The organism is Aeromonas sp. S2(2024) (assembly GCF_041402505.1).
Classification (GTDB): domain Bacteria; phylum Pseudomonadota; class Gammaproteobacteria; order Enterobacterales; family Aeromonadaceae; genus Aeromonas; species Aeromonas media.
This window is the reverse complement of sequence record NZ_JBGLRL010000002.1, coordinates 200579-215908: the sequence shown is the minus strand read 5'-3', so window position 1 is coordinate 215908 and position 15330 is coordinate 200579. Positions and strand designations below refer to the sequence as shown.

Below are 15330 nucleotides of genomic sequence, written 5' to 3'. Positions count from 1 at the left end.
CAGCCCTGGCCCCAGTTCAGGCAATAAGCGAGTTCAGTCTTGTTTTGCATAGAGTTCTTTGCGTCGTGCCGGATACATGATGGTGGTCAGCAACTCGGTGCTGACGCTGATGAAGATGACGAAGCTGGCCACCACCAGGAAGGCGCCGCGGATGGCGGCATAGTCCTGCAGCGCTATGCTGCTCACCAGCCAGCGGCCGATCCCGGGCCAGTCGAACACCACCTCGGTGATCATGGCGGAGGTGAGCACGCTGCCGAGCTGCAGGCCGAGCAGCGGCAACACCGGCGGCAGGGCATTCTTGAGGCCGTGGCGCCAGACGATCTGGCGGCGGGAGAGGCCGCGGCTGGCGGCGGCCTTGATGTAGTTCTGCTTCATCACGTCGATGAGGGAGCTGCGCACGTGGCGGATCACCTCTGTGGTGGGCACCACGGCTAGCACCAGAGACGGCAGCACCAGGTGACGCAGGGCGTCATGCAGCGCCGCCTCGCGCCAGGGCTCCTGGCTCATCAGCACGTCGACGATGGCGATCCCCGTGATGGAGGGAACGTCGTAGAGCAGGCTGATCTGACCCGAAGAGGGCAGCCAACCGAGATCCAGGGAGAAGAACATCACCATCAGCAGCGCCAGCCAGAAGACGGGCACGGCGTAGCCGATGAGGCCGGCGGCCATGATGGAGAGATCCAGACCGCGCCCCTGATAGAGGGCCGCCAGGGTCCCGAGCGGGATCCCCACCAGCAGCGAGATGGTAAAGGCCGCGAGACAGAGGGTCAGGGTCGCCGGGAAGTAGTGGCGGATCTCGTCCAGCACCGGCAGGCCGGAGACGCTGGAGAGGCCGAAATCCCCTTCGACGATGCGCTGCAGAAAGTCAGGATAGCCGTGCCAGAAGTCCAGCACCTGGCCGATGAGGCGAAACTCCAGCAGATAGGCCCCCAGCGTCAGCACCAGCAGGGTGATCACCAGCAGGGTGATGCGGCGCAGAATATAAAAAAACATGCTTATGCCTCCGCGTGCGGGTGCGTCGATGGGAAGGGAGGCCAGATGCCACCTGTGGGATGGATGTCAGCCATGTTCACTCCCGATGGGCCTGGTTGAAGGTGGTGCCGCCAAAGGGCATGAGGGTCAGCCCCTGGATGTCGCTGCGGCTCACCTGGGTGCGCAGGGCATGAGCCAGCGGGATGAGCGGCAACTGTTCGTTGAGCAGCGACTGGGCATAGTAATAGTTGCGCAAGCGGAACGCGAGTTGCGGGGTGGTTACCGCATCGTCCAGCAGTTGATCGAAGGCGGGGCTGCACCAGCGGCTGTAGTTGTTGCCCCGCTCGACGGCGGCGCAGCTCAGCAACTGGCGGAAGAAGTTGTCCGGATCCGCGTTGTCGGCGATCCAGCCGGAGAGCAGGCTGTCATATTGTCCCTTGGCGAGCCGGGTCTCGATGACCGGCCAGGCCTGCTGCACTATCTTGAGCTTCACCCCTATCTTGGCGAGATCGCTGCGCATCAGCTGGGCGGTCTTGAGGCCGTCCGGGTTGTAAGGGCGGGCACCGGGCTGCACCAGTACCTGCATCTCGAACCCGTTCGGGTAGCCAGCATCCCTGAGCAGCTGACGGGCGAGCGTCAGGTCTGGCTTGCGCTGGGTCAGGGAGGGGTTGTAGCCCCAGGAGAGCGGCGGCAGCAGGCTGGCGGCAGGCTGGCCGGTCTCGAAATAGACCGCCTGCAGCAGGTTTTGCACGTTGATGGCGCTGGCCAGCGCCTGGCGCACCTGTACCTTGTTGAAGGGGGCCTTGCGGGTGTTGAGGGCGAGGAAGGCGACGTTCATGCCCGACTGTACCGACAGGTTGAGGTGAGCGTCCCTGTCGATCACCGACAGCTGGCTGGCGGAGGGGGTACTCATCACGTCGCACTCGCCGGTCAACAGCTTGGCGAGCCGCTTGGACGACTTGGGGGTGATGTCGTAGATGAGCTGCTCAATCTTCGCCTCGCCGCCCCAGTAGCCAGGGTGGCGCAGGTAGCGCACGAACTCGTTGTGACGGTACTCCTTGAAGCTGAAGGGCCCGGTACCTATGGGTTGACTGTCCAGCAACTCGGGGGTGCCGGCCTTGTCCATCTGCTCGCCATATTCGGCCGAGAGCACGATGGCGTAGTCGCTGGCCAGGGTCGCGAGGAAGGAGGCATCCGGCCGGTTCAGCTCGAACACCACCTCATGGGGGCCCTTTTTGTAGACCCGCTTGATGAGGCTGGTCAGCCCCAGACTGTGAAAATAGGGGTACTCGCCACCCGAGATGCGGTGGAAGGGATGCTGTTCGTCCAACAGGCGATGATAGGTGAACAACACGTCGTCGGCGTTGAAATGGCGTGTCGGATTGAACCAGGGGGTGTGATGGAAGGTCACGCCCTTGCGCAGGGTCAGGGTATAGGAGAGGCCATCTTCGCTGCTGCGCCAGTGGGTGGCGAGGCCCCCCTCGATGCTGAGGGTATTGGCATTGACCTCGAGCAGGCGATCGTAGAGCGGGCGGGCGCTGGCATCCAGGGTCGCCTCGGCATTGGCAAGCTGCGGGTTGAAGGATCTGGGCGCCCCGTCGGCACAATAGATGAGCCCGGTCCTGGAGGCATCGTCTTGTTTCTGACAGCCGGTGACCAGTACCAGGAGACCGAGCAGCAGTGGTGTGAGCATTCTCATGTTGGAACCATGTTTTCAGACAGAGTTGCCCGCCAGAGGGCGAGCGCGTTGCGGGATCCTGTCGGGCAGGAACTCCCATCGGGATGTGCGAACATCCCGTTCGTCAATTCCCTCGAGCAGCTGGCATTGGCTCCTGAAGGGGGATGGCTCGGGGTCAGTCGTTGTCCGCATTGCCATTGTTGTCATCCCCGTCGAGCAGCTGGTATTTACGCAGCATGCCCCTGAACTGGTGGTAGCTCAGGGTCAGCAATTGGGCGGCTTTGCGCTGATTATACTGGGATTGCTGCATCGCTTGCTTGAGTAAATTAATCTCGTATTCCGCGACCGCTCCCTTGAGATCCAGCGGCAGGCTGATGGCCTGGGGGCCGCTTGCTGAGGCCGCCTCGGTGGCAACCGGGGACGGGGTGCCGGTTCGGGGGCGCCAGGGGGAGTCGAAGGGGTTGATCACCAGCTCCGAGAGCGGCAACTGCGGGTTGCCCTGACGATAGAGGCTGCGCTCCACCACGTTCTTGAGCTCGCGCACGTTGCCGGGCCAGGGGTAGTCTTGCAGCAACTGGGTCGCCTTGCGGGAGAAGCCGGCAAACAACGGATACCCCAGCTCCCGGGTCATGCCGTGGGCGAAGTGCTCCGCCAGCATCAGTATGTCCTCCCGTCGCTCCCGCAGCGGGGGCAGGGTGATGACATCGAAGGCCAACCGGTCCAGCAGATCGTGACGAAACTGTCCCCGGGCCGCCAGCTGCGGCAGATCCTCGTTGGTGGCGCACACCAGGCGCACATCCACCTTGAGCGCCTTGGCACCGCCGACGCGCTCGAATTCACCGTACTCGATGACCCGCAGCAGCTTCTCCTGCACCCGGGCGCTGGTGGTGGCCAGCTCGTCGAGGAACAGGGTGCCGCCATCGGCTCGCTCGAACCGGCCCTGATGACGCTTGGCTGCGCCGGTGAAGGAGCCCGCCTCGTGGCCGAACAGCTCGGTTTCCAGCAGGCTCTCGCTCAAGGTGGCGCAGTTGATAGTGACAAAGCTTTGATCCCAGCGATCCGAGAGATAATGTAGGCGGTGGGCGATGAGCTCCTTGCCGGTCCCCCGCTCGCCGATAATAAGCACAGGTTTGCGCAGGGGGGCGAGTCGCGAGGTCTGCTCGATGATTTCTAGAAACGCGTTGGACTCACCCAACAGACTTTCCGTGGCCGTGGTCATCCTGATCCCTGTTCGTTGAAAAATCTGGTTAATCTTACCAAAAGTTGGTTATTTTTATCATCTCTTGTTCTGGGCATCTTGCAACTCATGGAGAGTGCCCATATAAATCAACAAGTTAATTATTGTTCCAGATTGGCACACAAGTTGCCATTGTCAATGGAGAAACAACCCAATGCCCATCACAGGAGTAGAACCATGAGTATTTTTTCCCGCCTGGCCGACATCATCAATTCCAATCTGACGTCCCTGCTGGACAAGGCCGAGGATCCCCAGAAGATGGTGCGCCTGATCATCCAGGAGATGGAAGATGAACTGGTGAAGGAGCGCTCCAACCTGGCCCGCTTCCTCGCCAACCAGAAAGAGATCGGCCGTCAGGTCAGCCGCCATCAGGAGCGGGTGAACGAATGGCAGGCCAAGGCCGAGCTGGCCCTGACCAAGGGGCGCGAGGATCTGGCCCGTGCTGCCCTCATAGAGAAGAACAAGCAGAGCGAGCTGGCCGAGGCGCTCTATCGCGAGCAGCAGGCGGTGGACAGCGGCATCGACAAGCTGGGCGACGAGATCCGCCAGCTGGAAGCCAAGCTCGAAGACGCCCGTGCCCGCCAGAAGGCGATGGCCATTCGCAGCGAAGCGGCCAGCAGCCGCCTGAACGTGCAAAGCCAGGTGGCCCGTGGCGACAGCCAGGCCGTGGTCAGCAAATTTGAGCGCATGGAGCGTCGCATCGACGAGATGGAAGCCCGTGCCGATCTGGGACAGTCCGACAAGGCCCTGGCCCAGCAGTTTGCCGAGCTGGAAGCGGACGATCAAATCAGCAAAGAGCTCGAGGCCATGCGCCAGAAGCTGGGTCAAGGCGATACCACGCCGAAACAGGGGGAGTAACAGATGGAAGATCTGCTGGGTGTATTGATGGTTCCCATGGTGGTCTTCATGGTGGTGGTGGCCCCCATCTGGCTGGTGCTGCACTACCGCGCAAAGGGACGCATTGGTGCCGGTCTTGCCGATGACGAGCGTGAACAGCTGCAGGGGCTGCTGGTGCGTGCCGAGAAGATGCAGGAGCGGGTCGGCGCCCTGGAGTCGATTCTGGATGCGGAAGTGCCGGGCTGGAGGAACAAGGTATGACACAGTGGAGCAAAGAGGGGCGCAACCTCTATCGTGATCCCCAGCGCGGCAAGATAGCCGGGGTCTGCGCCGGCCTTGCCGACTACTTCGGAGTGGAGACCTGGATCGTGCGGCTGTTGGCCATCAGCGGCCTCATCTTCGCCGGTTTCATCACCTTCACCGCCTACGTTGCAGCCTGGTTTCTGCTCGACAAGAAGCCAGTCACCCTCTACGCCCAGGAGGATGCCGATTTTGCCGAGGTGCGCATGAAGGCGCGCAGCTGGCAGGCCGGTGTCACTCCCCATCAGGCGCTCGGTCGCATCGCCCAGGAGCTAGACGCGCTCGAGCCTAGGGTGCAGCGTCTCGAGAAGCTGGTGACCTCCAAGGAGTTCACCCTGCAGCGCGAGTTCAGCAAACTCTGAGTACCACAGGGCTGCGGGGCCATGGCCCCGGCCCTTATCCCCATGGTTCGGCTGTGACAGGAGAAAAAGACCCGCCTTGATACGCAACAAACTCGAACAGTCATGGTCTGTGCTTCAGCACAAGGCCTTTGAGGTGGTGAACCGGGCTCGGGATCGCCACATCCGGCTGGCGGTCACCGGCCTGTCGCGCAGCGGCAAGACCGCCTTCATCACGGCGCTGGTGAACCAGCTGGAGCACGCCGCCATCGACGGCCGTCTGCCCCTGTGGGATGCCCATCGTCAGGGGCGGATCCTCGGTGCTCGCCGGGTTCCCCAGCAAAACGCCCACATCCCCACCTTCCCCTACGAGCGGGGCCTCGATGCCCTGTTTGGTGACCCCCCAGCCTGGCCTGAGCCGACACGTGGGGTGGCCGAAGTGCGCCTGGAAATCCGCTACCGCACCCGTCACCCCTTGCGCCGGCACCTGGGGGAGATCTCCACCCTTTATGTGGATCTGGTGGACTACCCAGGCGAGTGGTTGCTGGACTTGCCGCTGCTGGATCTGAGCTACGAGCAGTGGAGCGAGCAGGTGGCAAACCAGTTGCGTCGCCCCGAGCTGCAGGCCCTGGCCGCCGACTGGCTGACCCCCGGCTGGCAGGCCGAGCAAGCCTTCGAGGAGCGGCCAGCGAGCGAGCTGGCGGCCCGTTACACCGACTATCTGCATGCCTGCAAGCAGGAGCTCGGGCTGCACCTCATCCAGCCGGGCCGTTTCGTGCTGCCGGGGGAGTATGCCGGGGCGCCGCTGCTGCAATTCGTGCCCTGGGTGTGGGACAAGCCAGCCCGGGAGCCCGCCGATGGCACCCTCTACGCCACCTTCAAGCAGCGCTTCGAGCAGTACAAGCAGCATCTGGTGCAGGGCTTCTACGAGCAGCACTTCGCAGGCTTCGATCGCCAGATAGTGCTGGTGGACTGCCTGGCGCCCCTCAACGCCGGGGCCGCCAGCTTTGGTGACATGCAGCAGGCCATCGCCCGCATCATGGAAAGCTTCGCCTATGGCAAGAGCAACTGGTGGCGCCGGCTGTTCTCCCCACGCATCGACAAGCTGTTGTTCGTGGCGAGCAAGGCCGATCACGTCACCCCGGAGCAGCACGCGCCCCTGGTCTCCCTGCTCCAGCATCTGGTGAGCAGCGGCCGGGGTCAGGCCCGCTTCGAGGGGATAGAGACCGAATGCCTGGCGCTGGCCGCCATCAAAGCCACCGAGGTGGGCAAGGGGGTCGCGAATGGTCGCGAGTTCCCGGCCATTCGCGGCACCAGTCTCGCCGGGGAGCCGCTCTTGCTCTTCCCGGGGGAGGTGCCACCCCATATTCCACCTGCTCAGTGGTGGAGTACCCAGGGCTTCGATTTTCAGGCATTTCGCCCCATGCCCATGAGCGCCCATCAGGCGCTGCCCCATATCCGGCTGGACGCGGCACTGGAGTTCTTGCTCGGGGATCACCTCGAATAACCGGCGCCGCACCAAGGAGCAGACAACAAGATGAACGATCAGACAACACAGAAGGTGCCGCTGCAAGGCAAGGTGATCCTGGAGCCGACCCTGTCGGTGGCGAGCGAGACGCCGCCCCCGGCACCGGCCCAGCGGCTGGAAGAGGAGAGCTTCGAGCGACTCGAGGCGCTGGACGAGCTCACCGAGGTCGAACCCGCGCTCACTGTCAGGCCTCGCCGTCGTCATCGCCTGCTGGCCTGGGGGTTGGGGGCGGTCGGTCTGCTCTCCCTGGGCCAGTTTGGCGCCTTTCTCTACGACCAGTTTCTCACCACCCCGCTCTGGGGCGGCGCCTGGCTGCTGGCTTCGGGTCTGGTGGCGGTGGGCACGGCCGGCGTGGTCGGGCGCGAGTGGCTGCGGCTGCGCACCCTCAAGCGGCGCCAGGATGTGCGCTCAAGGGCCGAAGATCTGCTCGCCCATCAGGGGGTGGGGCAGGGGCAGGCATTCTGCGAGGCCCTGGCCGAGAAGAGCTGCGACAAGGGGCGGGAGGGATATAGCACCTGGCTGGCCCAGCTCGATGAGAGCCACAGCGATCGGGAGGTGCTGACCCTCTACAGCCAGCTGGTGCTGGGGGAGCGGGATAAACTCGCCCAGGCCCGGGTCGCCAAGTGGTCCGGGGAGGCCGCGGTGCTGGTGGCCCTGAGCCCGCTCGCCACCGTCGACATGATGCTGATGCTCTGGCGCAACCTGCGGATGATCGAGGACATCGCCGATGTCTACGCCATCGAGCTCGGCTACTGGAGCCGCATTCGCCTCATCCGCCAGGTGTTTCGCAACATGCTCTATGCCGGCGCCACCGAGCTGGTGACCGAGGTGGGGATGGACTTGCTGGGGGCCGAGCTGACCGCCAAGCTCTCCGCCCGCGCCGCGCAAGGGGTGGGGGCCGGCCTGCTCACCGCTCGCCTTGGGCTGCGCACCATAGAGGCGTGCCGCCCGCTGCCCTGGTGTGCGGACGAGAAACCCAGGCTCGGGGAGCTGCGCAAGCGGCTTGTCGGCCAGCTGGCGGGCTATCTTCGCAAGTCATAGTGCCATTCAAGGGCGGGGATCACCCTGCCTGATCTCTCCCCGTGCGGGTCGTTTGCGCCACCACAGCGCCCCGGGAAAGTAGATTTGGATGTCACAAATTATTTACATCTGTGGCAGGCAGCCGACCTCGGGGTCGGCTGCTTTTTTGATGGGCAAGCCGTTACAGTGATCCTGAAGAGCAACGACAAGGAGCCTCTAGGGGCAGGAGATGACAGGGATCATGGCAAGTAGCTACACAGCACACCAACCGGACGAGCAGGGCGTCATCCACTACTCGGAGGAAGAGCAGGGGACCTGGCAGATCCTGATCGCGCGCCAGCTCGCGGCGCTCGAGGGCAAGGCCTGCGACGCATACAGGGCGGGGCTGGCTCGGCTCGCACTGCCTCGGGATCGCATCCCGCAACTGGGGGAGATCAACGCCGCCCTGACCCCCGTCACCGGCTGGTCGGTGGCCGCCGTGCCTGCCCTCATCTCCTTCGATCGCTTCTTTGCCCTGCTCGCTGATCGCCAGTTTCCGGTGGCCACCTTCATCCGCCGCCGGGACGAGCTCGACTACCTGCAGGAGCCCGACATCTTCCACGAGATCTTCGGCCACTGCGCCATGCTGACCAACCCCGCCTTCGCCCACTTCACCCACCTCTATGGCCAGCTCGGGTTGAACGCCAGCAAGGAGGATCGGGTCTATCTGGCGCGGCTCTACTGGTTCACGGTGGAGTTCGGGCTGGTGCAGGAGGGCGATGACCTGCGCATCTACGGCGGCGGCATCCTCTCCTCCATCGGCGAGACCGCCTATGCCCTTTCCGGGCAACCGGTGCTGCAACCTTTTGATCTGCTGGAGGTGCTGCGCACCCCTTATCGCATCGACATCATGCAGCCCACCTATTTCGTGTTGCCGAACCTGGCGTGTCTCTACCGTCTGGGGCCACAGGAGATCATGGCGGCGGTGGCCGAGGCCCGTCGCCTCGGCCTGCGTCCGCCCCGTTTTGCCCCGGCCCCTGGCCGGCAGGCGAGCTGAACCCGTTTTCAACCCATTCCACAACATGATTGATGAAAGGAGTCCCGAATGTCTGAACTGGCAAACCAGCGGTGCGAAGCGTGCCGCGCCGATGCCCCCAGGGTGACCGAGCAGGAGCTGAGCGAGCTGATGCACGCCATCCCCGACTGGCAGCCCCTGGTGGTGAACGGCGAGCTGCAACTGAGGCGTGAATTTGCCTTTCGCAACTTCAAGGAGGCGCTGGCCTTCACCAACCGGTTGGGGGAGCTGGCGGAGGCCGAGTTCCACCACCCGGCGATCCTGACCGAGTGGGGCAAGGTGACCGTCAGCTGGTGGACCCACAAGATAGGCGGCCTGCACCGCAATGACTTCATCATGGCGGCACGCACCGACGAGTTGCTGTAGTGAAGGCGCCACCTGCGCCACCTCTCCATCGGAACTCACCGAGTGGACAATTTGGTGACGTGAGCTGGTGGACCCACAAGATAGGCGGCCTGCACCGCAACGACTTCATCATGGCGGCACGCACCGACGAGTTGATGAAGTAACCGCGGCTTGACGCGAAGAAACAGGGCCTGCCCGGTGAAAACGGGGCAGGCCCGCATTTTTATGGGGGAGCGCTCGCACTGGCGGGATCGAGTCTGTATCATCCGGCTATTCAGAATGTTAGCTAGGAAGTGTGTGCCGAATGCGTCTTGAAGTCAGCTGTGAAGACCGTCTGGGCCTGACCCGGGAACTGCTCGACCGACTGGTGGAGCACAACATCGATCTGCGCGGCATCGAAATCGATACCTCAGGCATCATCTATCTCAATTTCCCCGAGCTGGAGTTTCGCGATTTCCAGCATCTGATGCCGGAGATCCGCCGCATTCCCGGCGTCTATGACGTCAAGACCATCCCCTACATGCCCTCCGAGCGAGAGCATCACGAGATAGAGGCCCTGCTCAAGGCGCTGCCGGACCTGGTCTTCTCCCTCGACAGCAAGGGACGGGTGACCCAGGCCAACCAGGCCGCCCTCACTACCCTGGCGCTGCCGCCGGAAGAGGTGCGTGGGGTGGCGCTCGCCTCCCTGGTCAAGGGTTTCTCCTTCGCCCGCTGGCTGGAGGCGAGCGAGATCAAGCCCCAGACCTGCAAACTCAGCCTCGGCGGTGAGGAGTACCTCGGCGATCTGATGCCGCTGTTCGTGGCAGAAGAGAAGGGCAAGCAAGCCCTGGCCGGCGCCGTGGTGGTGCTCAAATCCGCCCGCCGGGTCGGCATGCACTTCAGCGCGCTCCATGCGGTGGAGGTGGGAGGCTTCGAACACCTGCAGGCCGAGAGCCAGAAGATGAAAGAGGTGCTGGCCCAGGCCGCGAAACTCGCAATGCAGGATGCCCCCCTGCTCATCGTCGGCGAGACCGGCACCGGCAAGGAGCTGCTGGCCCGTGCCTGCCATGGCGCCAGCCTGCGCTCCAGCCACCCCTTCATGGCCCTGAACTGCGCCGCCATGCCGGACAACGTGGCCGAGAGCGAGCTGTTTGGCTACGCCCCCGGCGCCTTTGGCAACAACACCGAGGGCAAGCGCGGGGTGCTGGAGCTGGCGAGCGGCGGCACCCTGATGCTGGACGAGATCGGCGACATGTCCCCCCATCTGCAGACCAAGTTCCTGCGGGTGCTGCAAGACGGGGTCTTTCGCCGGGTCGGGGACGAGCAGGAGGTGAGGGTCAACGTGCGCTTCATCTGCACCACCCAGAAGCAGTTGCTGGATCTGGTGCACGAGGGCAAGTTCCGGGAAGATCTCTACTACCGCCTCAATGTGCTGAGTCTGGCGCTGCCGCCGCTGCGCGAGCGCAAGGCGGACATCATGGCGCTGGCCCAGCAGTTCGTCTCCCGCTTCGCGATCGAGTTGCAGCGCCCGCGCCCGCGTTTTACCCGCAACATGGCAGAATACCTGACCGCCTACCGCTGGCCCGGCAACGTGCGCCAGCTGCGCAACTGCCTCTACCGGGCCATGACCCTGCTGGAAGGGGACGAACTCGGCCCCGAACACGTGGATCTGCCGGTGGCGGCCGATGCCATGCCGCTCATCGACGAGTGGTTCGAAGGGGGGCTCGACGAGGCGGTGAAGCGCTTCGAGAGCCGGCTGCTGGAGCGGCTCTACCCGGCCTTCCCCTCTACCCGCCAACTGGCCAAGCGGCTCGGGGTCTCCCACACCGCCATCGCCAACAAGCTGCGCGAATACGGGATTGGTAAAAAGTAACTCCGAAGGCGGTGTGCACCCAGGACGCCCCTCTTGGTGTGGGTGGCCGCCATCGCTGCGACGCCAGATGACGCAACCGGTGTGTGTCCGGATGGGGAGCCGCCGCGCGGCTGGTAAGCTCGGTGCGACTCCTCTCTGGCACTCCCTTCATGGGCGTCGGCCCATCCCGGTACCGACGTGGATTTAAGCGCGGGCATCATGCAGTTGTTTTGTTTCATCCGGATTTCCATGTGGTTGCTGCCACTGTGTTGCATGCTGGCACTGGCCAACGTGGCGGTGGCCGCGACCTCGGCCGAGATCCGCAGCGACATGGTGCGTCAAACCGTGCTCGATATCCTCAGCTACACCCGTTGGCCCAGCGAGCCTGCCACACTGCGGCTCTGTGTCGCCGCGCCCACGGCATATGCGGCGTCGCTGCTGACCATCAGACAACAGGCCAATGGCCGCCCGGTCGATGTGCATCGCTACGAGCTCGACGACGAGGCGTTGTTTCGGCGCTGCGATGTGATCTATCTGGGAGTGCTGACCCCCGAGCAACGCCTCGCCTTGTTCGAGCGTCTGCATGGGCACGCCATCCTCAGCATCAGCGAGCAGAGCCGCGAGTGCATCGCCGATGCGGTGTTCTGTCTGCAGGCAGGGGAGCGGGTGCGTTTTCGGGTCAACCTGGATGCGCTGGCCCGCAGCGGCGTGCGGGTGCACCCGGCCGTGCTGAAGCTCGCCAGGGCGGATGAGGACGCGCGATGACAATCAATCACGCAAACCCTCGACTCACGCTGCGACAGAGCCTGGGGCGTACCCACATGATGATCTCCCTGACCGCCGTCTGCATGGCGGGCCTCTTCCTGACCATCACGGCGCTGCTGGCCCTGCGCCTCTATGCGGATCACAACCTCAAGCTGGTGGCGCGTGCCATCAGCTACACCACGGAGGCGGCCGTGGTGTTCGATGACAAGGATGCGGCCAAGGATGCCCTGGAGACCATCACCTCCCGGGAGGACATCGCCAGCGCCAGTATTCTGCTGCCCGACGGTCAGGTGCTGGCGAGCTGGCGGCGGGACATCACGACCCCCTGGACCAGCCTGGAACAGCAGTTGGCCCGCTTGATCCTGCCGGGGCCGGTGGAGCTCTCCATGGTGCGGGAGAACAAGGAGATAGCCCGGGTCCACCTGGTCGGTCACGGACAATACCTGCTGCGCTTTCTCTTGCAGACCCTGATGGCGACCCTGGTGTGCCTGTTGCTCAGCATCCTGGGGGCGCTCTATGTGGCGCGCCGGATGCAGCGATCCATCACGGCACCCCTCAAGGCCCTGACCGAGGTTGCCTACAACGTCAGCCGCCAGCGCGCCCTCAAGCAGCGAGTACCGGCGGCCAACATCGCCGAGCTGCACGCGCTCGGGGAAGACTTCAATTCCCTGCTCGACGAGCTGGAGGCATGGCAGGCTCACCAGAAACGGGAGAATGCCAGCCTGCTGCACCAGGCGACCCATGACCCTCTCACCGGTCTGCCCAACCGGGCGCTGTTCGAGGCGCGGCTGGAGCAAGCCATCCAGGCAGGACACACCCGGCATGAGCGGTTTGCCCTGCTCTATCTGGATTGCGACCGCTTCAAGCAGATCAATGACAACCTGGGCCATGCCATAGGTGACGAGGTGCTCATCGCGCTGGCGCGGCGGGTGCAGCATCAGCTCAGGCCCATGGATCTGGTGTGTCGATTGGGAGGGGATGAATTTGTCATCCTGCTCTCTCCGGTGCATCAGGAGAGTGAGGTGCGCGAGGTGATGATGCGGATTCAGCAGGCGATGACCACTCCTGTGGTCTTGAGCGATGGCCACCATCTGCAGATAGGGGTGAGCGTCGGCTCCGCCCTCTACCCCGAACAGGGGGGGACGGCAGAAGCCCTGTTGCAATTCGCCGACGGTGCCATGTATGAATCCAAACGACAACGCAGGGAGGGTACCGGAGACCATAAGACAACCACTTGAAATTGAAAATAATGAAAGGACGAGAACAATGACTTTTTTCAACCTGATGAGAGCGGGTCTGTTCGCGCTCTTGCTCGGTGGTCTGGCGGCTTGCCAGAGCGCGCCCAAGGGCCTCACCGAGCAGCAGATCGCCGCACTCAAGGAGCAGGGGTTTCACCTGACCGACGAGGGCTGGACCCTGGATATCTCCAACAAGGTGCTCTTTGCCAACAACGTTGGGGCTCTCAATCCCGGCACCCGCCAGGTGGTGGAAGCCTTGGGCAGGGCCCTGATTGAGGTGGGTCTGAACCGGGCCCGGGTGGACGGTCACACCGACTCCAACGGCGAGGCGGCCTACAACCAGCAGCTCTCGTTGAAACGGGCCCAGTCCGTGGCCGAGGTGCTGGCATCTGTGGGCATGCCTGCGGCCAACCTGGACATCCGTGGACGCGGGGAAGAGGCGCCCATCGCCGATAACGGCACCGCCGCCGGGCGGGCGGAGAACTGCCGGGTCGCCATCATCATAGACAACGGCTGATCTGTCCAGCCAGCGTCAGCGCCCTGATCCCTCCTCTGGCCTGACCGCGTGTGTGCCACCACTCTCCCGCCGGAGAGTGGCTCTCTTCCTGCCACTCCTTCAGCATGATCCCGCTCTACATATTTTCTCGCACCCAGATAGCGGAGGCGATGACGCTCTCTCAATGTCCCTGACTTGATCCAGCACAACACGGAGCTCAACTGATATTAGTTATCATTTGCATTATTTCCAGACGGTAACCTGCCAGTGATGACACCACTATTCACCCCGACCATGACGGGGCTCGCCACCCCTGATCCCCTGAAGTTCGCCTTTGGCGCCAAGACCTCGGCCCATGCCAGCCGGGGCGGCGCAGCCCCCTTGACGCTGGACGACGCCGGTTGGCGAGCCTGGTGGCAGCGGCCAAGCGAGGCTCAGGAGCGGGCGCTCTATATCCATGTTCCCTTCTGCCGCAAGCGCTGCAGCTTCTGCAACTTCTTCGAAAACGGCGCCAACCCGGCGCGCATGAGCCACTACATGGCGGCCCTGTGCGACGACCTGCAACGGGCCGCCGAGTCTCCCTTTGGCCAGAGCCGCCCCTTCTCGGCCATCTACGTGGGGGGCGGCACCCCGACCGACATGGCGGCGGCGGATCTGGGGCGACTGGCCAGGGCCATTCGCGCCTTCCCCTTGACCCCGGATGCGGAGCTGACCCTGGAGGGGCGGCTCAACGGTTTTGATGATGATAAGTGGCAGACGGCCCTGGCGGGAGGCTTCAACCGCTTCTCGTTCGGGGTGCAGAGCTTCAACACAGCAGTGCGCCAGCAGGCGGCCCGCTTCGACGACAGGGAGACACTGCTCGCCCGGCTGGGGGAGCTGACCCGGGATGACGCGGCCGTCATAGTGGCGGATCTCATCTTCGGTCTGCCGGGGCAGGATGATGCCCTGTGGCGCCAGGACATCGCGGACGTGATGGCCAGCGGGGTGCACGGGGTGGATCTCTACCAGCTCATCCCCATGCAGGGCACCAATCTGGATCGGGCGCAGGAGAAGGGCCGGCTCGGCTGGTGCGCCGATGGCCAGCAGCGGGCGGCCATGTATGCCTATGGCGCCCACACCCTGGAGCAGGGGGGCTGGCAGCGGCTCTCCTGCAGTCACTGGCGACAAGGCGAGGCCGAGCAGAGCCGCTACAACCAGATGGCCAAGCGCGGCGCCGAGATCCTCCCCTTCGGTGCGGGGGCCGGGGGCAACATCCATGGCCACGGCCTCATGTATGGCCGGGATCTGGCAGCCTGGCACGAGGCGCTGGCGGCCGGTCAGCGTGCTCCCGGCATGGTGATGAGGCCCAATCCCAGCGCGTCCATCGACGGCCTGCTGCGCGGTGGCCTCGACACCGGCTGGCTGGCCCTCGGGCGCTTGCCGCCCTCCTTGCGGGCGCATCTGTTGCCGCTCTTTGAACGCTGGCAACAGCACGGCCTGGCCGAGCTGGCCGGGGAGACACTGGCGCTGACCCTGGCGGGGCGCTTCTGGACCGTCAATCTGCAGGCGGGTCTGTTCGAGTATCTGCAGTCAAATCCCCTGGGAGGGGAGGCGGCAACCCACGCCGCTCATCCGGGCGGGGCCCGGCATCACTCGCGGGTGTAGCGGGCAGGGAGCAAAACGAGAAAGGAAAGGGGGCCGCTTGAAGGCCC

Annotated in this window: 16 protein-coding genes; 13 read left to right on the top strand and 3 right to left on the bottom strand. The window is 64.1% G+C overall.

What is annotated here, in order from left to right:
* Positions 1 to 33: 33 nt before the first annotated feature.
* The 3 genes from ACB039_RS03420 to pspF all read right to left on the bottom strand — a co-directional run bounded on the left by ACB039_RS03420 (position 34) and on the right by pspF (position 3869).
* Entirely contained in the window at positions 34 to 993 is a 960-nt protein-coding gene (locus tag ACB039_RS03420; protein WP_043131985.1) for an ABC transporter permease subunit, read from the bottom strand.
* A 76-nt stretch (positions 994 to 1069) separates the two neighbouring features.
* Entirely contained in the window at positions 1070 to 2665 is a 1596-nt protein-coding gene (gene sapA, locus ACB039_RS03415; protein ID WP_041205887.1) for an ABC transporter substrate-binding protein SapA, read from the bottom strand.
* A 160-nt stretch (positions 2666 to 2825) separates the two neighbouring features.
* Positions 2826 to 3869, bottom strand: a complete 1044-nt coding sequence (pspF, locus tag ACB039_RS03410) for a phage shock protein operon transcriptional activator (RefSeq protein WP_317840964.1) — start codon at positions 3867 to 3869, stop codon at positions 2826 to 2828.
* A 195-nt stretch (positions 3870 to 4064) separates the two neighbouring features.
* On the opposite strand from pspF, the gene pspA reads away from it, so the two are divergent.
* From pspA to hutW, 13 genes are all read left to right on the top strand, one after another.
* On the top strand, positions 4065 to 4745 hold the full coding sequence (pspA, locus tag ACB039_RS03405) for a phage shock protein PspA (RefSeq protein WP_041205885.1): 681 nt from the start codon (positions 4065 to 4067) through the stop codon (positions 4743 to 4745).
* 3 nt (positions 4746 to 4748) lie between these two features.
* Positions 4749 to 4985 (top strand): envelope stress response membrane protein PspB, encoded by a 237-nt coding sequence (gene pspB / locus ACB039_RS03400; protein WP_161507256.1) that lies wholly within the window; start codon positions 4749 to 4751, stop codon positions 4983 to 4985.
* Positions 4982 to 5386: an envelope stress response membrane protein PspC gene (gene pspC / locus ACB039_RS03395; protein WP_161507255.1), complete on the top strand. Its 405-nt coding sequence runs from the start codon at positions 4982 to 4984 to the stop codon at positions 5384 to 5386. Before pspB ends, pspC begins: the two co-directional genes overlap by 4 nt.
* A gap of 76 nt (positions 5387 to 5462) precedes the next feature.
* The gene (locus tag ACB039_RS03390; RefSeq protein WP_371165156.1) at positions 5463 to 6869 is read left to right on the top strand and encodes a YcjX family protein; all 1407 of its coding nucleotides are present in this window, start codon (positions 5463 to 5465) and stop codon (positions 6867 to 6869) included.
* Positions 6870 to 6899: 30 nt separating this feature from the next.
* Positions 6900 to 7931, top strand: coding sequence for a YcjF family protein (locus ACB039_RS03385; protein ID WP_161507253.1), 1032 nt, complete (start codon positions 6900 to 6902; stop codon positions 7929 to 7931).
* Positions 7932 to 8151: 220 nt separating this feature from the next.
* Complete coding sequence (gene phhA, locus ACB039_RS03380) at positions 8152 to 8946, top strand: phenylalanine 4-monooxygenase (RefSeq protein ID WP_161507252.1); 795 nt, start codon at positions 8152 to 8154, stop codon at positions 8944 to 8946.
* A gap of 48 nt (positions 8947 to 8994) precedes the next feature.
* A complete protein-coding gene (locus ACB039_RS03375; protein WP_317840962.1) occupies positions 8995 to 9330 on the top strand; it encodes a 4a-hydroxytetrahydrobiopterin dehydratase in 336 nt (111 codons plus the stop codon).
* Positions 9330 to 9473, top strand: coding sequence for a 4a-hydroxytetrahydrobiopterin dehydratase (locus ACB039_RS03370; protein WP_371165155.1), 144 nt, complete (start codon positions 9330 to 9332; stop codon positions 9471 to 9473). Before ACB039_RS03375 ends, ACB039_RS03370 begins: the two co-directional genes overlap by 1 nt.
* A gap of 140 nt (positions 9474 to 9613) precedes the next feature.
* Positions 9614 to 11161 carry a transcriptional regulator TyrR gene (tyrR, locus tag ACB039_RS03365; RefSeq protein WP_042650408.1) on the top strand — a complete coding sequence of 516 codons (1548 nt, stop codon included), beginning with the start codon at positions 9614 to 9616 and terminating at the stop codon, positions 11159 to 11161.
* A gap of 228 nt (positions 11162 to 11389) precedes the next feature.
* A complete protein-coding gene (locus tag ACB039_RS03360; protein WP_081805885.1) occupies positions 11390 to 11905 on the top strand; it encodes a YfiR family protein in 516 nt (171 codons plus the stop codon).
* Positions 11902 to 13143, top strand: a complete 1242-nt coding sequence (locus ACB039_RS03355; RefSeq protein WP_161507250.1) for a diguanylate cyclase domain-containing protein — start codon at positions 11902 to 11904, stop codon at positions 13141 to 13143. The genes ACB039_RS03360 and ACB039_RS03355 overlap by 4 nt, the downstream gene beginning before the upstream one ends.
* Before the next feature lie 28 nt (positions 13144 to 13171).
* Complete coding sequence (locus tag ACB039_RS03350; protein ID WP_371165154.1) at positions 13172 to 13660, top strand: OmpA family protein; 489 nt, start codon at positions 13172 to 13174, stop codon at positions 13658 to 13660.
* 249 nt (positions 13661 to 13909) lie between these two features.
* The gene (hutW, locus tag ACB039_RS03345; protein ID WP_182785604.1) at positions 13910 to 15283 is read left to right on the top strand and encodes a heme anaerobic degradation radical SAM methyltransferase ChuW/HutW; all 1374 of its coding nucleotides are present in this window, start codon (positions 13910 to 13912) and stop codon (positions 15281 to 15283) included.
* Positions 15284 to 15330 lie beyond the last annotated feature (47 nt).